Here is an 18747-nt window from a genome sequence, read left to right as displayed (position 1 = left end):
CATTTGAGATTTAGAATATATTCCATGGATATTTATCAGGTGGAGTACATATAAATTCCATTTTTTCTTTTGTTGTTGGATGGCAAATTTCTATTTTATTAGACCAAAGAGAAATCTGTTGTCCAATTTTATTTACTTCTTGGCCATATCTTTGGTCACCATATAATGGGTGTTTTCTAGTTGCAAATTGAACTCTTATCTGATGAGAACGACCAGTTTTTAAGTTTACTTGAACTAAGCTTAGATTTTCTTTAAAACCCAAAACTTTGTAACTAAGTTCAGCTTCTTTAGCATCCTTATGGTTTTTTTTCACAACACTCACCATATTTGTTTTTTTATTTTTATATAAAAAATCTTTTAATATGTCTGAATCGGATTTCATTTTACCATGAACAACTGCCATATAGGTTTTTTTGAATGTCTTATTTCTTACTTGTTCAGACAATCTTGAGGCAGCTTTTGATGTTTTGGCAAAAACCATGACTCCACCCACTGGTCTATCCAGTCTATGTACCAAACCAATATATACATTTCCAGGTTTATTGTACTTTGTTTTGATATAGTCTTTTAAAAGATTTACCATGTCCTTATCATTGGTATCATCTCCTTGAGATAATACATTTACAGGTTTATCTACAACTAATAAATGGTTATCTTCATATATGACTTTTATCATTATTTTTTCTCCCATCTTCCAAATATACCACAAGGAAGTATTTTACCATCCCTAGAAGCTGGTATTCCTAATTCTCCACCATAGATTTCGCCATTGTTTGCCTTTTTACCTATTGTTGTAGACAGTACATTTTCTAGAACTATTGGAGAAAATCCTGTTGTATAAGAATTAATTAGAAAGAATAAAGGATTATCAGATAAAACACCCATACATAAATCCACAAAGCTATATAATTTTTCTTCTATTTGCCATACTTCTCCTTTAGGTCCTCTCCCATAAGAAGGAGGGTCCATTATTATTGCATCATATTTCTTACCTCTTCTTATTTCCCTTTCAACAAACTTTACAACATCATCTACTATAAATCTTACTGTTTGATTTTTAAGTCCTGATAACTCTATATTTTCTTTTGCCCAGTTGACCATACCTTTTGCAGCATCAACATGACATACTTCTGCACCAGCGGATGCACATGCTACTGTAGCTCCTCCTGTATATGCAAAAAGATTTAATACTTTTATAGGTCTGTCAGCTTTTTTGATTTTATCCATCATCCAGTCCCAATTGGCTGCTTGTTCTGGGAATAATCCAGTATGTTTAAATCCAGTTGGTTTAATGTGAAATTTTAAGTTTTTGTAATTTATAGTCCATTGTTCTGGATATCTTTTTTTGTGTTCCCACTGACCTCCACCTTTATTACTTCTATGATAATGTCCGTGAGGGTTTTTCCATAGAGCCCATTCAGACTCCATTGGCCATACAACCTGTGGGTCTGGTCTTCTAAGTACATACTTACCCCAACGCTCTAATTTTTCTCCATTTCCCATATCTATAAGTTCATAATCTTTCCATTTATCTGCTAATAATAACATATCTTTCCTCCTATAAAATAACTCTCAATCCTATGTATTATACCACAAAATCAGTCATTTTTTGCTGTTTTAGATACTTTCTATTCTTTACATTTATTGTTAACATTATTACTCTTTTAAACATATTATATAGTATCTGATTTTTTTAATAAGAGGAGGAGAGTTTTAATGGAAAATTATCAAGCTACAAATACTTGTACATATAACATATTATATGTGCAGTTTAACGAAGACTTTGGCAGAAGCAAATACTTTTCATATGATGTAAAATATCCTATTCTGTACAATATTAGAAATCAATCCACCTATGTAAATCCGCCTATTTTAAACAACATAAATTCTGCTGTAAAGATGACTGTAAATAATTTTAAGCTTGGGTTGCAAGAAGAAGAACAAGAATATAATAATGCAGCTTCTCAAAATTCACTTCCAAAACAAAGTTACTGGGTTTCTACTAATTATGCAGTTACTTTCAGTAAAAACTATGTACTAAGTATGATATTAAATCTTATGGGATTTGCTAGTAGTTCTGGACCTAAGTACAATACATTAAATAATTACAATATAGACTTAACAAATGGAAAAGAACTTTTACTAGGTGATATTTTTAGAGATGGAGTTGACTATATAAACATAATAACTGATTATATAAAAGCTGAAATTAATGAAAACAGAGAAATGTATTACTCTAATGTAGAGTTAGTTATACCTGAAGATCAGGCATTTTATATTACAGATGATGGGATTGTTATCTATTTTGGTGTAGATGAGATAGCACCTGAAAGCTTTGGAATCCCTAAATTCAAGATAAGATTTTCTGATTTTGGAAATTTTATAAATCAACGTTTCTATTGTATCTCTCCAGACATATATGTTCAATCAAGAGGAAGAACTAAGCATTTTATGGTATAAAAATATAGATAATTCTGAGCCCTATTTTAGTATATCAAGATTTATGCTGGAGTAGGGTTAAGATTTATCTATCTTAAAAACATAATTTAAACAGTACTATTTGTATATGTTAGTTATATAGACTCAGACCTACTGATAAACATTTATATAGTACAATTAATTTGTATTAAAAGTTTTAACTTTTGACTCAACAAGAAGATTATATTATTATATATATTTAAGTTGTTATTTTTTTTTATACATTTGCTGATAAGCAGAATTTTTATTGATTACTTCTACCTTTAAATTGGGATTACTTACTACTTCATACAAAAAAAGTTTTCCTAATTTTAACCTGATGTTCATCTCCAACCTGTTCCATTCATAGCCTTTGAACAATTCTTTTAATAAAAAAACTTCTCCGCAATGGATGTTTTTTAACTCATCTATTGCATCATTTAACAGACTATTCATATTATTTCCTCCAATTTGTATAATTTCATTAACTTCATTATATTGTTAATTTTTGACATAGTCAAACAAATTATAAAGGAATTATAATGGTGTCAAAAGTTAACAGTATTGACACTAAAAATTCGTTTTAGTAAAATGTATAAAGACAAGTAGATACAGATATCTACAAATTCCTGCATTAAATATTTACGTTAGGAAGTGATTATTATTATATATGGATATTGCCGTGTCAGTACAAAGAACCAGACAGATAACAATAGTTTGTATCAACAACAGCAAGAGATATTAAGCAAGTATAACAATGCTAAAATAATAAAAGAAACTTATACAGGGACTACCACAAATAGACCTAAATTTGAAAAAATTATATCTTCTTTAAAGAAGGGAGATTTACTTGTTGCGACTAAACTTGATAGGCTAGCTAGAAGTACATCAGATGGGATACAACTGATAGAGGGTTTATTTGCTAAAGAAGTTAGTGTCCATATTTTAAATATAGGTCTCCTAGAAAATACTTCAATGGGGAAATTCTTTTTAACTACATTACTTGCAGTTGCAGAACTTGAAAGAAATATGATAATAGAACGAACTCAGTTGGGAAAAGAATTTGCTAGAAAGAAAAAAGATTTTAAGGATGGTAGACCAAAGAAATATAGTAATCAGCAGATACAATACGCATTGGGATTATTAAATTCTAAGCCTTATAGAGAGGTTGTGAAGATGACTGGTATCTCTAAAAGCACACTTATTCGTGCGAAGAAATCAATTTAATGAGATTTTACTTATAAAAAATTAGAGGTATAAATAAATTGGATTATTTGAATATATTTATGCCTCTAATTAATTTTATTTACAGATGTTAAATTATAGTAATGTATAATTACTATAGACTTTTGATGAGAAAATGACAATAAAAGAATTTATACAGAGAACAAAAAATTGATGCTTTATGTATTGAATCAAATTTAATATAAAAAGAGATATGTCTTAAAACAAGCTTATTTTAAGACATATCTCTTTTTATGTTAAATTTTTTAAACATTGTAAAAAAAATATCAAAAACATATTGACTCTATAGTTACTATAGAGTTTATAATTAAAACTATAAAAAAGCAAAATAAGTGTCAGATTTTTAGAAATTATAACAAATATAAAAGTATACTTAAAAAGTTTGTATTAATTAAAGTTGAATTGGTGAAATTTGGTAGGGAAAACGTTGTATAAATAGGTCAAAATAGGAGGAATTAAAATGAGTAATAATATTAATCAAGATTTGGAGACAAAAATAATACATTGGGGACATAGTGCAGATCCAACAACAGGTGCATTAGCTACTCCAATATGTCAAACAGCAACATTTGCTGCAAAGACAGTAGAGCATTTTGAAGAGTTATGTATGACATGGGGGTATGTATATACAAGAGAGTGTAATCCGACACTTACAGAGCTAGAGGCTAAATTAGCTATGCTTGAAAATGCAGAAAGTGCTATTTCTAGTACATCAGGTATGGGAGCAATAACATCTACTATATTAGCATTAGTAAAAAGTGGAGACCATATAGTTAGTTCTGATGGAATATTCTCACATACTAAATTATTTATGTCTGAGTTGTTAGCCAAATTTGGAGTTGAAGTTACATTTGTAGATGCAGTAAACCCACAAAATGTAAAAGATGCAATGAAATCAAATACTAAGATAGTTTATATAGAAAGTCCATTAAATCCATCATTAGATTTAGTAGATATAAAAACAATAGCAGAAATTGCTCACGAAAATAAGAGTTTAGCTATTGTTGACAGCACTTTTGGTACTCCAATTATACAAAGGCCAATAGACTTAGGCGCAGACTTAGTAATACATAGTCTTACTAAGTTTATAAATGGACATGGAGATACTTTAGGGGGAGCAGTAGCAGGTTCAAAGGAATTAATAGATTTAGTTAGATGGCCAAGTTTATGTTGTTTTACAGGAGCATCTTTACCACCAATGAGTGCATGGATGATTTTAAGAGGTATGAAAACGTTAGACATGAGAATGAAAAAACACTGTGAAAATGGATTGGCAGTAGCAGAGTTTTTAGAGCAAGAAGAAAATGTAGAACTGGTAAAATATCCAGCACTAAAAACTCATCCTCAGTATGAACTTTGTAAAACTCAAATGAATGGTTTAGGTGGAGGAGTAGTTTCATTTAAACTTAAAGACGGAATAAATGGATTAACAAGAGACCAAGCTAGTAGAAAATTAATGAACTCTTTAGAACTTGCAACAATAGCAACAAGTTTAGGAGAAGAACATACATTAGTTCAAATGAATGGAGAAAATCTAATAAGAATAGCAGTAGGATTAGAGTCTGCAAATGATATAATAAATGACTTTAAACAAGCTATAGAAAAATTAAAATAAAGTTATATAAATAAAACTAGAAAATTATAAAATCTTAAGGAGACAAAATCATGGAAAACAAAAGTAATGTTAAGAGATTTTTGGTAATATTCATATTGGCATTTGGAACAACAGCTATGTATAGTTTACCATATATGAAGTCATCATTTTATGATCCAATGCAACAAGCATTAGCATTGAGTCATACGCAAATAGGGAACTTATTGAGTTTATATGGATTAGTAGGAATGGTATCTTATTTTATAGGTGGATGGTTTGCTGATAGATTTTCAGTTAGAAAACTGATAACTTTTTCTTTAATTGCTTCAGGAGCATTAGGGTTTTACTTCTCAACATTTCCATCATACAACATGATTCTTTTAATATTTGTATTATGGGGATTTACAACAATATTAACATTCTTCTCAGCTTCTGTTAAGGTTGTTAGAATGCAAGGTAGTGAATCAGAGCAAGGAAGAATATTTGGATTTTATGAAGGTTTATCAGGGGTATCAGGTACATTAATTTCTTTTATAGGTCTTTACTTCTTTGGAAAGTTTGCTGAAATAACTATTGGATTTAAGTATGTAGTATGGTTATATTCTGCAGCATCTATAATATGTGGTATACTTTTATTCTTCTTAGTAGAAGAAAAGAAAGATACTGGAGCATCAGATGAAGGATTAAGCATTAAATCATTACTAAAAGTAGTTACAATGCCAAAAGCTTGGCTGATTGGTCTTATAATATTTTCAACTTACTTAGTATTTTCAAGTTTAACTTATTTAAGCCCATACTTATCAGAAGTTTATGTAATGCCAATGACTTTAGTTTCAGCTTTATCAATAATTAGAACTTATGTTATAAAAATGGGAGCATCTCCTATTGCAGGTGTTATAACAGATAAAGTTGGTTCATCTATAAGAGTAATGTTTGTAGGATTTATATTAATGACAATAAGTACAGCAGCTTACTTAGTAATCCCTAAGAGTGCAGCACTTATATGGATAGCTGTAATAAATATGATAATACTAAGTGTAATCTTATTTGGATTTAGAGGTATATACTTTGCATCTGTTTCAGAGTCTAATATATCTTTAGAAACTACAGGAGCAGTAGTTGGATTCGCTTCATTTATAGGATTTTCTCCAGATGCATTTTACTATACAGTTGCAGGTAACTGGTTAGATAAATATGGACAAACAGGATATACGTATATATTTATTCTATCTGTAGTGTGTGCAGTTATAGGTATATTTGCCACTTATGCTTTAAATAAAATAAATAAAAAAGAAAATAAAAACTTGAATAATAAAATCGCTTAAATACTTATAATTATTTATATAACTCTACCTATTTTTTTAAAATGGGTAGAGTTGTTCATGTTTAAAATAATAATAGTTTTAGTTTAGAGATTTCATGATTGTAAAATAAATTTATAACATGTGGTATAAAGTAAGTTTAATTAAAAAATAACAGTAACTATTTAAATGTTAAAATAGAAAATTAAGACAATAATAAGAATATGGAGAGTAGATATGTTAGCATTATGGGAAAATGGAATTATAATTATATTTGCATTTCTATTGTTAGGGATAGGCTATTATTTTTCTAGAAATGTAAAAGATATGGAAAGTTATTACCTAGGAAATCGAAGTTTACCATGGTCTTTGATAGTAGGTACTTTGGTTGCCTCTTGGTATGGTGGAGTTGGTACAGTTGGCAGTGTAGAGTATGCAGCTATATATGGGATATCTGCATGGGCAGTATGGTCAATAGCTGCACATATTGGAAGAATGCCTTTAGCATTGTGGGTTGGACCAAGAATTCATATAAGAACTAATATAACAGTTCCTGATTTATTAGAAAGTTTTTATGGAAAGCAAGTTGCTATAATTGGAGCAGTTTTAATGTTTATATATTGTGCACAACTTGGAGAAATAACAGCTATGGGAACTATAGGTAATGTAGCTTGGGGAATTGATAAACAGCTAATAGGGTTTATAATGGTAGTGGTAGTAGTTATATTGACAGTTCTTGGTGGTCTTATGGGAGTTGCCATTACAGATATGGTATTGTTTTTCTGCATGGTATTTGGTCTAACTATGGTTATGCCAGGTCAATTTGACCAAATAGGTGGTTTTCAAGGTCTTACAGAAGCACTTAAAGATGCACCTCAGTTAATGCATCCTACAAAAGGTATGTCAGCAATGAAAGCATTGATGTTAATAGTATATTCATTTGGAGCTTATTCAGACCCAACGTTTTACCAAAGATTTTCAGCAGCAGATTCTCCAAAAGTTGGGAGAAGAGCTTTATTGACTTGTTTTTCTCTATGGATATGTTTTGACATGGTATTAACTATGACAGGTCTTATAGTTAGAGCCACTTATCCAGAAATGGCTCCAGCAGCTGGGTATATAACTTTAGTTTTAAATACATTGCCAGAAGGTATAAGAGTTATATTTATAATCGGAATTTTAGGTTCAATAATATCAACACTAGATAGTTATTATCTAGCAGCAGGAGCTACCTTAGCAAATGATATATATGGAAGAATTACTAAAAAAGAATTATCTCAAAAGCAATTAGTTAAATTTACTAGAATAGGTGTATGTTTAGCGGCAGTTATGGGACTTAGTGTGGCGTTTAGATTTGAAAATGTATATGATGCATGTATATTTGTAGGAAGTATTTGGATGGGTTCAGCATTTGTACCTATAGTAGGAGGTCTTCTTGGTAATGGAAGAAGAACATCTATGGGTGGTATTTTGGGAATGATTGTAGGTGGAGTAACTTTTGGTTATTTTAAAATGTTTCCAGTTCAAAGTTTTGAATTAGAACCTCTTGTTATAGCCATCCCTCTTTCATTTATTGCATGGACAATAGGAAATAGAATAGGTAAAAATTTAAATACACAAAATAATCTATAAAAAAGGAGTAGTTATTATGTCTAAATTGGTATCTAAAGTAAAAAAAGATTTGGAAATAAAATGGCTTGGTATAGATGGTTTTTTAGTACTATTATACTTTTTAATAACAGGATTTATATTTTATGGTATAGTAACTAGAAATGATATTATAGTTGGAAAGATAATCCCATATGGAGTCATGATAGCAGTAGTTATAATATTTTTTGATTATCTATATAGAGTATTTAAAATGACAGGAAAAAAAGAGGAAAGGGAATGATTTTATGGATATAAGAGCATTGCCTATAAAAATTACAAAAGATGAAGCTATAGATATAGCAAAAAGTGGAAATAATTCATTACTAAGTAGACTGATATTAAAAAATAAAGAAGTTCATGAAGTTAGACTTCATTATATAGAGTTTAAAGTCGTTACACTTAAAATTCATCAAAATAAATCTATTTTCATGAAAAAAAAACAAACTGGTAATACAAATGAATTAAATATTTTAGTAAATGGTTCTACGGGTGCTGGCAGTATAGTACAAGAACTACCAGTGTCTGAAATTGTAAAAAATGTAGATAATGACATCATACAATATAGTGATAAGGATGAAAGGAGAGTAAAATCAAAGGCAAATAAAATGGCTATAAGATTAAGTCACAGGTTTATGGGGGGTATACCAGAGATAGAGATAGTTAAAATTAAAAGTATCTTTAGACCATACTGGGTAGTATTCTTTGGAAAAGTGGAATTAAATACAAGAGTAAGTTACTTGCCAATTGAAGCAGATGGTTTTGTTATAGGAATGTAGGATATTTTATATAAATATATTTTACACTTATTGTATAATACATATTGAGAGAAGATATAATAGCTAGTTATATACAAGTATCTTTTATACTAGATAACCTAATTTATGATAAGTGAGTTTAAGGTGTATAGGTTATAATTATGGAGGAAATTAATTCTTATGATAAACTATAAATATACAGGATTTTATATAGAAAAGCCAGTAGGAAATAATGTATTTTCATATGAAGAGAGAAAAAATAAGAGTATATATGTTCCAAAACTAATAAGTGGAACATTGGATGATGTGAAATTAGGAAACAAAGTCGTATTTAATGAAATTGATGAAAATAAAGAGATAAAAGCAACAGGATTGGAAAATATGGTCGAATATGTCCTGGGAAATAAAAGAATATATGTTTTTGATAATCATAACCATGCATTTTATTTTTGGATAAAATCTATGATGGCAAATGAATTCACAAGAGGATGTAAACTAGTACATGTAGATCAACATAAGGATACTAGAGAGCCTAAAAACTACAATGTAGATATAAATAATCTGGAGGACGTATTTAGGTATACAAATGAGGTTTTAAATGTAGGAAGTTTTATAAAACCAGCATTAAAACATAATATATTTTCAGAATTAATAATAATAGATAGCTCATATGGCTTTGATTTAGATATAGAGCCAGAGTTTGTTCTTGACATAGATTTAGATATATTTTCAGAGGATATGGACTATATACCATTTGATTTTAAACTAGAAAAGATAAAAAATCTAATTAAAAAGGCTAAAGTTGTAACAATTGCTACAAGTCCTTACTTTATAAACCAAGAGTATGCTATAAAAGTATTAAAAGAATTGTTTAATTATGATATAATGTAAGAGTTAACTTTAAATAGAATATGGTATAATCAAAAAGAAGAAACTTCCAATCTAACTAAAAGATTTTATACTATAAAAAAACTAAAAAAATATAGATATACTTAGGAGGAAAAAAGTATGAGTTTATATACTGAATGGAGAAATTTAAGTGATAACCACGAAAGTCAAGAAACAGAGGTAAAATTCTGGGAAGAATATTTAAAAGTTGAAGCTGGAATATACAATGAAATATTAAATAGTAAAATGGATGTTGTTGAAGGTAAAGTAAGTGAATTAGCTGAGAAATTTGGAACTACTAATGAATTTTTCATGGGATTCATAGATGGAATAAGTGAAAGTTTAAAAGAAGATATAGTTTTAGAAGATGTAGAAGCTGATAAAGAAGTTTCTATAAAAATAGATTGGGAAAAATTATATAACAATATGGTAACTGTCGAGGCTCATTGGCTATATAATTTACAAGGTTGGGAAGAAATATTACCAGCAGACCAAAGAAAAGAAATAATAAAAGCATACAAAAAATCTAAAACAGTAGTTAAAGAAGCAAAAATAGGAAGAAATGATTCATGCCCATGTGGAAGTGGTAAAAAATATAAGAAATGTTGTGGAAAGTAAGGTAATCTTATGTTTATTTTAAGATTTGCAGATGATGATGACAATTTATCAGTTAAAGATTTTACATCTTTAACTGATTTAAAAAAATATATTAGTGAAAATAGTATAGATAAAACATGGCATCAAATTGAAGAAGTTAAGAAAGTAATACCTAACCTAAAAGAGGAATAAAATTAAGTAACATTAAAAAGAATATTAAAAAATAGTTGTCAATAGTTGTCTATAAGGACAACTATTTCTATTTTTAGATATAAATATAAAATATACAGGGGGTATAAATATGAAATTTATTGATTTGCATTGTGATACTATAGCAAAATTAATGGAGAATGTAGAAACAAGTGAACTTAAAACTAACAAATATTCTGTTGATATAGACAGGCTGAAAAAAGGGGATTCATTGGCTCAAACATTTGCTCTTTTCGTTGATACTGAAGAAGTAAAACATCCTTTTGATTACTGTATGAGTATGGCAGATAAATTTCATAAAGAAATGAAAAAAAATAGTGATGTAATAGCTCTAGCTACTAACTATGAAGAAATTATGAAAAATCAATCAGAGAATAAGCTTACAGCACTTTTATCTATAGAGGAAGGAGCAGTGCTTGAAGGTAGAATAGAAAACTTAAAGAAGTTTTATGATTTAGGCGTTAGAATGATGACAATAAGTTGGAATCATGTGAATGAGTTAAGCTTTCCTCATAATAATATAGAGTATAGAGAAAAAGGTCTTACAGATTTTGGTAGAGAAGTTGTACATAAGATGAATGAGCTAGGTATGCTAGTTGATGTTTCTCATATTTCAGATGGTGGATTTTATGAAATTGCAAAAATATCCTCTAAACCAATAATAGCTACACATTCAAATTCAAGAGCAATGATGAATCATACTAGAAACCTAACTGATGATATGATTAAAGTGTTGGCTAATAAAGGTGGGGTTACAGGAATTAACTTCTTCCACTTATTTTTAGGCGATAAAAGCGAAAGTAAGCTTGAAGATATGGTTAGACATATAAAACATATTGTCAATGTTGGAGGAATTGATGTTGTAGCTCTAGGCTCAGATTTCGATGGAATAGATTCAAAAGTTGAGATTGAGGATATATCTCAAATGGGTAAATTATACGAGCCTCTAAAAAAAGAAGGATTTAGTGAAGATGAAATAGAAAAAATATACTATAAAAACGCTTTAAGAGTAATAAAAGAAGTGTTATAAGAAATGTTTTTTTGACATTAGGAAACAAAGTTTTATATCGAACATAGTATAAACTAAGATAAAAATTTATTGGAGGTTTAACTATGAAGGTAGGAGACATTGTAGCTAGAAAGTCACATAACAAAGATATTGTATTTAAAATAGTCTCTTTTGGTGTAGATGAAAATAATGAAAAAATAGCTATACTAAAAGGAATTGCATTTAGAGTAATAGCAGATGCTTATATTGATGACCTTGAATTAGTAAAAGCACCTGATATAAAAGATATATTAATAGATAAAAATGTAGAAAATTTATTATATAAGTCAGTAAGAAAGGCTAAAGAGAGACAGAAAAAGATGACAAGGGCAGTTCCAAAACTTCAATTAAATTCTAACACATATGGAATGCCTGGAAAAGTATTACAAATAGATGGAGATAAAGAGTATTTAAAAATTTGTTTGGATGTATATGCTCAACTTGGAATACCTGCAGTAGGAGTAGCAGTTTCAGAGCAAAACCAGCATAAAGAAGTAAGAGCATTACTAGAAAAATATAATCCGGATATACTAGTAATTACAGGACATGATGCAATGACAGTAAAAAGAGGGGATATAGAAGATATGAATAACTATAGAAACTCTTTAAATTTTATGAAAACAGTTAGAGAAGCACGTAAATGGCAACCAAATTTGGATAATCTTGTAATATTTGCAGGAGCATGTCAGTCAAATTATGAAAAAATAATAAATGCAGGAGCGAATTATGCAAGTTCCCCTGGTAGAATAATGATACATGCTTTAGACCCTGTTTTTGTAGTAGAAAAAATTGCATGTTCAAGAATTGATGTAGTAGTACCTATTGATGAGGTTATAGAGCAGACTATCACAGGTGTTAAGGGTATTGGTGGCTCTGAAACAAGAGGGAAATTTAGATGGGCAATGCCAAAAACAATATTGCACTAACAAAAATTAACATAATTATACTGTATATATTCAAAAATAGTATTGACATTTTTGCAAAAAATATATAAAATAATTAGTTTAAACGTTTGACAAAAATGTTTATATGTGATATTATGTAAACATATAAACGTTAAAGAAGGTGATATTGTGGCTACTGTTCAAACTCTAGATAAGATAAGAGTAAGCTTAGAAAGACATATAGGAAAGAAAATATTGTTGAAAGCTAATAAAGGAAGAAAGCAGATTATTACAAAAGAGGGTATACTAGAAAAAGTTTATCCAAGCGTGTTTGTTATAAAATTAGATGATGAAAGTAATGGATATCCTAGGGTATCTTATAGTTACTCAGATTTATTAACATCTAATGTAAAGTTGCAAGTTTTTAGAGATCAAGATAAATTACAAATAAGTTAAAATTATACCTATTAAAAATAGGTGTAATTTTTTTTTTGTTCCTTAAATATAAATATAGTGTGATATTTTTATAATACTTAAGGAGGTAAACTATGGAATTAATTAAAGATGTAATTAAAATTGACAATAGAATAGACTTTGGGAAATTTCAAACATTTATTGAGGCGGAAGCAGTAGTGCCAGACAAGAAGCTAGATGTATATGAGATTGTAAAGACTGAGGGTTACATATCACTTAAAAAAATTGAGATAGCAGATGGAAAGATACTTTGTAGAGGAAGTTTTAATTATAACGTAATTTACATCGCGGACGATAAAAATACTGTTTCTAATGTAGATGGAAAAGTAGATATAAACGAAGTAATAGAAAAAGATAATGTTATGCAAGATATGGAATACATGTTATTTTCAGAGGTAGAGCATATGGACTGCACTATAATGAATGAGAGAAAGATTAAAGTAGGAGCTCTTATGAATATAAGAGGAAGTTTATTTGAAAAACAAAGATTAGATATTGTAAAGGATGTAGCGCAAGTAGAAGGCATACAAAAGCATAGAAAGGAAATTTGTTTTCAAGATATAGTGGGAATAGAAAAAGCAGAAAGTTCTATAAGAGACACTATAACTATAAATACAGAAGAAATTCAATCTATAATAAGCTTAAATCCTTGTGTTAAAGTAAAAGAAAGTAGAGTAACTGATAATAAGGTTATTATTGGTGGAGTATTAGAAATAAATCCATTGGCTTGTACATATGAGGGTGAACTTGTAGAGTTAGATAGAGTGGGTATAGAGTTCACTCAGTTTGTAGAAGTTCCTGGAGTGAGTGATGGTATGACAGAGGAAGTATTATTGTCCATGTCAGACTTTAATCATATTTTTAAACAAAATAGTGAAAGTAATACAGGTCTATTAGAAATAGATTGTATGGCTTGTTGCAAGGTAAAAGTTACAGATGAAGTAACAAGAGAGGTATTACAAGATGCATACTCTCCTCAAAAGATAATAAAATTTGACCATAAACCTATTCAATTAAATAAGACTTTAAGAAATAGTGAAGAAACATTTATGGTTAGAGAAGGAATAAGAAATGATAATGATGATATACAAATAAAAGATATTGTAAGCGTTTGTCCAACTATGTCTATAGAAAATAGCTACATTGAAGGAAATAAAAGTATTATACAAGGGATTATAAAAGTTGAAATTTTATTTATTCCAGTTGAAGGGCTAAAATTAGTTTATAAAATTAGTGAAGAAATTCCATTTGAACATGATATAGAGATGGATAACTTAACTGATACAGCATCAGTATTTAATACAGCATGCATTGATAAAATTGAGGTTGATTTGAATAGAGACCAAATAGATTTGGTTATAAAAATCAAAAGATTTACTGAAGCATTAGATAAAAAGGCAGAAAGCTTTATTGTTAAAGGTGAAGATCAAGGTGTGTATGATTTATCTAAAGCCCCAAGCATAATTGTATATATATGTAAAGAAGGAGATACTTTCTGGAATATTGCAAAAAAATACAATACAACAGAAAATGAAATTGCAGAACTCAATGATATAAAACTTGACGAAGCAATTAAGCCTGGCAAGTGTCTTATTTTAGAAAAAAAAGTCGTATTAGTAGATTAATATTAAAAAATTTAAAGTAATTAAGTATAATAGGGTATTATAATACCCTATTATTTTATTTTTTGTAGTATAATATTATTGTTAGTGATGCATTATTCTTTAAACAAGGAGGATAGAATGGATTTTATAAAACTAAAGAGCAGGGCAAAAATAAATTTATCCATTGATGTCTTAGGAAAAAGGCAAGACGGTTATCATTTTGTTGAAATGATAATGCAAACGATAGATTTATACGATATAGTAAAAATAAAGGGATTAGATAAAGATGAAATAGAGATAAAAAGCACTAGTTTAGATATCCCTTTAGATGAAGATAATATTGTTTATAAAGCTGCCAAAATACTTAAGAATAGATTTAATATAAAAAAAGGCGTAGAAGTATTCATAGAAAAAAATATTCCTGTAGCAGCAGGTATGGCTGGAGGAAGTTCCAATGCCGCCGCAGTATTAGTAGGATTAAATGAATTATGGAAACTTGAGTTATCTGAAGATGAATTAAAAGACATCGGATTTAACTTGGGAGCAGATGTTCCATTTTGTATATCAGGAAGGCCTGCTTTAGCTCAAGGTGTTGGAGAAAAACTAACAGATATTAAAGGTTTAGCATGTGATATAAGTATTTTAATATGTAAACCAGAATTATTTGTTTCTACAAAAGAAGTTTATCAAGGGTTAGATTTGAATAATATTAAAAAAAGACCTAATAATAAATATTTGATGGAGTGTTTAAATTCAGAAGACATAAAAGCTGTATCAGAAAATATGGTAAATGTTCTTGAAAATGTTACTATAAGTAAATATGAAGAGATAAATAATATAAAGCAAGTTATGATGAAAAATAATGCTTTAGGTTCTATGATGAGTGGAAGTGGTCCTACAGTTTTTGGATTATTTGAAAGTAGAGAAGATGCTCTAATTGGAAAAAAAGAATTATTAAAAAAATATAAACAGGTATATGTTGTTAACAGCAGTCAAAAAGGGGTTGAAATTTGTGGAGAATTTAACTAAACTGAACTTGGATAATTACAAGCCATTAAGAGATGTAGTCTTCGAAAATTTAAGAGAGGCAATCTTAGAAGGGAAATTAAAGCCTGGTCAAAGGCTGATGGAAGTACAACTAGCAGAACAATTAGGAGTAAGTAGAACTCCAGTAAGAGAGGCAATAAGAAAGCTTGAATTAGAAGGTTTAGTTGTTATGTTGCCTAGAAAAGGTGCATATGTAGCAAATATGTCATTAAAGGATCTTCTAGATGTATTAGAGGTAAGAGCAAGCTTAGAAGGTCTAGCAGCGTCTCTTGCTGCTGAAAGAATTGGTGATGATGATATAAAAAAACTTAAGGATATATCAGAAGCGTTAAAAAAAAGCATTTTGGAATCAGATTTAGATGCACTATTGAAACAAGATGTAGAATTTCATGAATGTATATTTAAAGCAACAAACAATAAAAAGTTAATCCAATTGATAAACTCCTTATGGGAACAAGTGTATAGGTTTAGAGTTACTTATATGTCTGATTACGACTCATCGCTTAATATTGTTGAAGAACATAGATTTTTACTTGATGCCATAATAAAAGGTGATAGTGAGTTGTCTAAGAAATATGCTACAGAGCATATAGAAAAAGCAGAGCAATTTATGATAGATAAGGCTATGATGAATAAAGACTTATAAAATTAAAAAAACTACTTTGAAATGTTTATAAACATTTCAAAGTAGTTTTTTTATTGATATTGAAAATATTATGAATAAATTAAATTTAAATGGACATAATTGATGATATAAATTTATCTTGAGGGGGATTTTTCAATGAGAAAAATTAAAGTTAGGTTGGGAATATTAATATTAAGTCTTATATCAGTCATATCAATAATGACGATAGTAATAAATGGTGAAGTAAAAAAAATTGATAATATATCAAAAGACTATAAAGATAAATTAATAAGATTTCATGTTATAGCAAATAGTAATACAGATGAAGATCAAGAACTTAAATTAAAAGTTAGGGATGAAGTAGTAAAATATTTACAACCAAAACTACAAAACTCAAAAAGTATAGAGGAAAGTGAAGCTATTATAAAAAAAGAATATAGTACTCTGGAAGAAATAAGTAAAAATATTATTCTTAAAAATGGATATAATTACAGTGTAAAGGTAGGTATACAATATAGTAACTTTCCTACAAAACAATATTCTAATATAGTTCTTCCAGCAGGTGAATATAAAGCATTAAAAATTATAATTGGAAAAGGTGAAGGAAAAAACTGGTGGTGTGTTATGTTTCCTCCATTATGTTTTGTTGATGAGTCTAATGGAGTTATAGACAAATCTACAGATGATAAGTTAAAAGAAGTTTTAACTGACAAGGAATATAAGCTAATAAAACAAGACACACCAAAGAAAACAAGCAGAGTAAAAATCAAGTTTAAAGTAATTGAAGTAGTAAAGGATTTAGAAGAAAAATTTTAAAAAAATAAAATTATAAGGAGTGGTTTTAATCATGGACAGGTGGAGTAAACTGATAGCTATATTACTAGCTTTAACCTATATATTTATGCCTATTAAAGAGGTATATGCAGATGAGCCAACAGAGACAGCTAAGAAAGTAAACAAACAAGAAAAAAATGTAGCAAAAAAGGAAGTAATAAATTTATCTGATAATGATTTAATGTTACTGTCTAAATTGGTTGCAGGTGAAGCTAGAGGAGAAAGCTATGAGGGACAGGTTGCTGTAGCAGCTGTAGTAATAAACAGAGTATTGGACCCTAGATTTCCAGATTCAATAGAGGAAGTTATATATCAGAAGAATGCTTTCTCAGTTGTGCTTGATGGTTCAATAAACAAGACACCAACAGATTCAGCATGTAAAGCAGCTAAAGAAGCTCTTTATGGAACTGACCCAACAAATAAAGCAGTATATTTCTGGAATCCAGAAATAGCCACTTGCAAATGGATAAATAGACTAAATCCATATCTGAGAATAGGGAATCATGTGTTTGCAAAATAAATTTAAATTTTTGAGTACTGAGAGGAGTTGTCTTTTTCTAGAAATTATTTTCTAATTTGAGATAGCTCCTTTATTTTTTGTTTAAAATAAACTATAATAATCATTTAGGTAATAATATATTAACTGTGAATATAAAAATAAATTTTAGCGATAAATAAGATGTTGTTAAACACAAAAATGTAAAGTAGGTGTTGTATAAAAATGAGCAATAGACCAATAGGAGTTTTTGATTCGGGATTAGGCGGATTGACGGTTTTGAAAGAAATAATGAAGATATTACCAAATGAGGATATAATATATTTTGGAGATACTGCTAGAATACCATATGGTTCGAGATCTAAGGAGACTATAATTAAATATACTTTTCAAGCTATAAATTTTCTAAAAACTAAGGATGTAAAAGCTATAGTTATAGCTTGTAATACTGCTACTGCGAGAAGTTTAAAAGAGGCTCAAGAAAAATATGATATACCAATAATAGGAGTTATAGAAGCCGGTGCTAGGACAGCTGTAAGTTCCACTAAAAACAAGACTGTAGGTATAATTGGAACAGAAGGAACTATAAGTTCAAAGGCATATAATTTAGAAATATCTAAAATAGATAAAAATATAGAAATTGTTAATAAAGCATGTCCTTTATTTGTACCAATTGTTGAAGAAGGATGGGCTAACACAGAAGTAGCTAAGTTAACAGCAAAGATATATCTACAAGAATTAAAAGATAAGAATATAGACTCTTTGGTATTAGGATGTACTCATTATCCTATTTTAAAGAGAACAATAGGTGAAGAGGTTGGAGAACACATAAAATTGGTTAATCCAGCTAAAGAGACAGCTAAAGATTTAAAAAAGATTTTAGAAGAACGAAACATTATAAATAGCAAAGAAGCTCATGGAATTTATCAATATTATGTATCAGACATACATGAAAAATTTTCAGATATAGCGAAAGAATTTTTAAAGAAAAAAATTGATAAAATTCAAAAAGTGGAGATACAAAAATATTAGTTTATA

At 28.8% G+C, this 18747-nt stretch carries 22 protein-coding genes; 19 read left to right on the top strand and 3 right to left on the bottom strand.

Annotated features, from left to right (window positions below):
• Positions 1-10 precede the first annotated feature (10 nt).
• Both IC758_RS18925 and IC758_RS18920 read right to left on the bottom strand, forming a co-directional pair.
• Complete coding sequence (locus IC758_RS18925; RefSeq protein WP_227437575.1) at positions 11-676, bottom strand: RluA family pseudouridine synthase; 666 nt, start codon at positions 674-676, stop codon at positions 11-13.
• Positions 676-1548: a class I SAM-dependent methyltransferase gene (locus IC758_RS18920; protein ID WP_227437573.1), complete on the bottom strand. Its 873-nt coding sequence runs from the start codon at positions 1546-1548 to the stop codon at positions 676-678. Before IC758_RS18920 ends, IC758_RS18925 begins: the two co-directional genes overlap by 1 nt.
• Before the next feature lie 168 nt (positions 1549-1716).
• Here IC758_RS18920 and IC758_RS18915 point away from each other — a divergent pair, with 168 nt between their 5' ends.
• Complete coding sequence (locus IC758_RS18915) at positions 1717-2460, top strand: RsiV family protein (protein WP_227825047.1); 744 nt, start codon at positions 1717-1719, stop codon at positions 2458-2460.
• Positions 2461-2685: 225 nt separating this feature from the next.
• Here IC758_RS18915 and IC758_RS18910 read toward each other — a convergent pair whose 3' ends face one another.
• Entirely contained in the window at positions 2686-2913 is a 228-nt protein-coding gene (locus tag IC758_RS18910) for a single-stranded DNA-binding protein (protein WP_227437569.1), read from the bottom strand.
• A gap of 201 nt (positions 2914-3114) precedes the next feature.
• Between IC758_RS18910 and IC758_RS18905 the strand changes: the two genes are divergently transcribed.
• From IC758_RS18905 to murI, 18 genes are all read left to right on the top strand, one after another.
• The gene (locus tag IC758_RS18905) at positions 3115-3684 is read left to right on the top strand and encodes a recombinase family protein (protein WP_227483333.1); all 570 of its coding nucleotides are present in this window, start codon (positions 3115-3117) and stop codon (positions 3682-3684) included.
• A 478-nt stretch (positions 3685-4162) separates the two neighbouring features.
• Positions 4163-5317: a trans-sulfuration enzyme family protein gene (locus IC758_RS18900; protein ID WP_227437567.1), complete on the top strand. Its 1155-nt coding sequence runs from the start codon at positions 4163-4165 to the stop codon at positions 5315-5317.
• A gap of 50 nt (positions 5318-5367) precedes the next feature.
• Complete coding sequence (locus IC758_RS18895) at positions 5368-6621, top strand: MFS transporter (protein ID WP_227437565.1); 1254 nt, start codon at positions 5368-5370, stop codon at positions 6619-6621.
• 213 nt (positions 6622-6834) lie between these two features.
• Complete coding sequence (locus IC758_RS18890; RefSeq protein WP_227437563.1) at positions 6835-8229, top strand: sodium:solute symporter family protein; 1395 nt, start codon at positions 6835-6837, stop codon at positions 8227-8229.
• Between the two features lie 16 nt (positions 8230-8245).
• Positions 8246-8488, top strand: a complete 243-nt coding sequence (locus IC758_RS18885; RefSeq protein ID WP_227437560.1) for a hypothetical protein — start codon at positions 8246-8248, stop codon at positions 8486-8488.
• Between the two features lie 4 nt (positions 8489-8492).
• Positions 8493-9023, top strand: a complete 531-nt coding sequence (locus IC758_RS18880; protein WP_227437558.1) for a hypothetical protein — start codon at positions 8493-8495, stop codon at positions 9021-9023.
• Positions 9024-9182: 159 nt separating this feature from the next.
• A complete protein-coding gene (locus IC758_RS18875) occupies positions 9183-9893 on the top strand; it encodes a UPF0489 family protein (protein ID WP_227437556.1) in 711 nt (236 codons plus the stop codon).
• 117 nt (positions 9894-10010) lie between these two features.
• Positions 10011-10508, top strand: a complete 498-nt coding sequence (locus IC758_RS18870; protein WP_227437554.1) for an SEC-C metal-binding domain-containing protein — start codon at positions 10011-10013, stop codon at positions 10506-10508.
• Positions 10509-10517: 9 nt separating this feature from the next.
• Positions 10518-10679: a hypothetical protein gene (locus tag IC758_RS18865; RefSeq protein WP_227437552.1), complete on the top strand. Its 162-nt coding sequence runs from the start codon at positions 10518-10520 to the stop codon at positions 10677-10679.
• A 109-nt stretch (positions 10680-10788) separates the two neighbouring features.
• Positions 10789-11727 carry a dipeptidase gene (locus IC758_RS18860; RefSeq protein ID WP_227483273.1) on the top strand — a complete coding sequence of 313 codons (939 nt, stop codon included), beginning with the start codon at positions 10789-10791 and terminating at the stop codon, positions 11725-11727.
• An 83-nt stretch (positions 11728-11810) separates the two neighbouring features.
• Complete coding sequence (gene yabG, locus IC758_RS18855; RefSeq protein WP_227437548.1) at positions 11811-12671, top strand: sporulation peptidase YabG; 861 nt, start codon at positions 11811-11813, stop codon at positions 12669-12671.
• Between the two features lie 147 nt (positions 12672-12818).
• On the top strand, positions 12819-13085 hold the full coding sequence (locus IC758_RS18850) for a Veg family protein (RefSeq protein WP_009892135.1): 267 nt from the start codon (positions 12819-12821) through the stop codon (positions 13083-13085).
• 92 nt (positions 13086-13177) lie between these two features.
• A complete protein-coding gene (locus IC758_RS18845; protein WP_227437546.1) occupies positions 13178-14728 on the top strand; it encodes a DUF3794 and LysM peptidoglycan-binding domain-containing protein in 1551 nt (516 codons plus the stop codon).
• 117 nt (positions 14729-14845) lie between these two features.
• Complete coding sequence (gene ispE / locus IC758_RS18840) at positions 14846-15736, top strand: 4-(cytidine 5'-diphospho)-2-C-methyl-D-erythritol kinase (RefSeq protein ID WP_227860664.1); 891 nt, start codon at positions 14846-14848, stop codon at positions 15734-15736.
• Positions 15720-16400: a GntR family transcriptional regulator gene (locus tag IC758_RS18835; protein ID WP_227437541.1), complete on the top strand. Its 681-nt coding sequence runs from the start codon at positions 15720-15722 to the stop codon at positions 16398-16400. The genes ispE and IC758_RS18835 overlap by 17 nt, the downstream gene beginning before the upstream one ends.
• 135 nt (positions 16401-16535) lie before the next feature.
• Complete coding sequence (gene spoIIR, locus IC758_RS18830) at positions 16536-17195, top strand: stage II sporulation protein R (protein ID WP_227855755.1); 660 nt, start codon at positions 16536-16538, stop codon at positions 17193-17195.
• Positions 17196-17226: 31 nt separating this feature from the next.
• Positions 17227-17733 (top strand): cell wall hydrolase, encoded by a 507-nt coding sequence (locus IC758_RS18825; protein ID WP_227483272.1) that lies wholly within the window; start codon positions 17227-17229, stop codon positions 17731-17733.
• A gap of 201 nt (positions 17734-17934) precedes the next feature.
• Entirely contained in the window at positions 17935-18741 is an 807-nt protein-coding gene (gene murI, locus IC758_RS18820; protein WP_227437535.1) for a glutamate racemase, read from the top strand.
• The last annotated feature ends 6 nt before the right edge of the window (positions 18742-18747 follow it).

It is taken from the genome of Clostridioides sp. ES-W-0016-02 (genome assembly GCF_020641035.1).
Lineage (GTDB): Bacteria > Bacillota > Clostridia > Peptostreptococcales > Peptostreptococcaceae > Clostridioides.
The sequence above is the reverse complement of the archived record's forward strand: the minus strand, read 5'-3'. Positions and strand labels throughout refer to the sequence as shown.

What these genes read in the sequence shown, in the direction of transcription:
- IC758_RS18925 (WP_227437575.1), bottom strand. Translation starts at nt 676, where the DNA reads ATGATAAAAGTCATATATGAAGATAACCATTTATTAGTTGTAGATAAA.
- IC758_RS18920 (WP_227437573.1), bottom strand. Translation starts at nt 1,548, where the DNA reads ATGTTATTATTAGCAGATAAATGGAAAGATTATGAACTTATAGATATG.
- IC758_RS18915 (WP_227825047.1), top strand. Translation starts at nt 1,717, where the DNA reads ATGGAAAATTATCAAGCTACAAATACTTGTACATATAACATATTATAT.
- IC758_RS18910 (WP_227437569.1), bottom strand. Translation starts at nt 2,913, where the DNA reads ATGAATAGTCTGTTAAATGATGCAATAGATGAGTTAAAAAACATCCAT.
- IC758_RS18900 (WP_227437567.1), top strand. Translation starts at nt 4,163, where the DNA reads ATGAGTAATAATATTAATCAAGATTTGGAGACAAAAATAATACATTGG.
- IC758_RS18895 (WP_227437565.1), top strand. Translation starts at nt 5,368, where the DNA reads ATGGAAAACAAAAGTAATGTTAAGAGATTTTTGGTAATATTCATATTG.
- IC758_RS18890 (WP_227437563.1), top strand. Translation starts at nt 6,835, where the DNA reads ATGTTAGCATTATGGGAAAATGGAATTATAATTATATTTGCATTTCTA.
- IC758_RS18885 (WP_227437560.1), top strand. Translation starts at nt 8,246, where the DNA reads ATGTCTAAATTGGTATCTAAAGTAAAAAAAGATTTGGAAATAAAATGG.
- IC758_RS18880 (WP_227437558.1), top strand. Translation starts at nt 8,493, where the DNA reads ATGGATATAAGAGCATTGCCTATAAAAATTACAAAAGATGAAGCTATA.
- IC758_RS18875 (WP_227437556.1), top strand. Translation starts at nt 9,183, where the DNA reads ATGATAAACTATAAATATACAGGATTTTATATAGAAAAGCCAGTAGGA.
- IC758_RS18870 (WP_227437554.1), top strand. Translation starts at nt 10,011, where the DNA reads ATGAGTTTATATACTGAATGGAGAAATTTAAGTGATAACCACGAAAGT.
- IC758_RS18865 (WP_227437552.1), top strand. Translation starts at nt 10,518, where the DNA reads ATGTTTATTTTAAGATTTGCAGATGATGATGACAATTTATCAGTTAAA.
- IC758_RS18860 (WP_227483273.1), top strand. Translation starts at nt 10,789, where the DNA reads ATGAAATTTATTGATTTGCATTGTGATACTATAGCAAAATTAATGGAG.
- yabG (WP_227437548.1), top strand. Translation starts at nt 11,811, where the DNA reads ATGAAGGTAGGAGACATTGTAGCTAGAAAGTCACATAACAAAGATATT.
- IC758_RS18845 (WP_227437546.1), top strand. Translation starts at nt 13,178, where the DNA reads ATGGAATTAATTAAAGATGTAATTAAAATTGACAATAGAATAGACTTT.
- ispE (WP_227860664.1), top strand. Translation starts at nt 14,846, where the DNA reads ATGGATTTTATAAAACTAAAGAGCAGGGCAAAAATAAATTTATCCATT.
- spoIIR (WP_227855755.1), top strand. Translation starts at nt 16,536, where the DNA reads ATGAGAAAAATTAAAGTTAGGTTGGGAATATTAATATTAAGTCTTATA.
- IC758_RS18825 (WP_227483272.1), top strand. Translation starts at nt 17,227, where the DNA reads ATGGACAGGTGGAGTAAACTGATAGCTATATTACTAGCTTTAACCTAT.
- murI (WP_227437535.1), top strand. Translation starts at nt 17,935, where the DNA reads ATGAGCAATAGACCAATAGGAGTTTTTGATTCGGGATTAGGCGGATTG.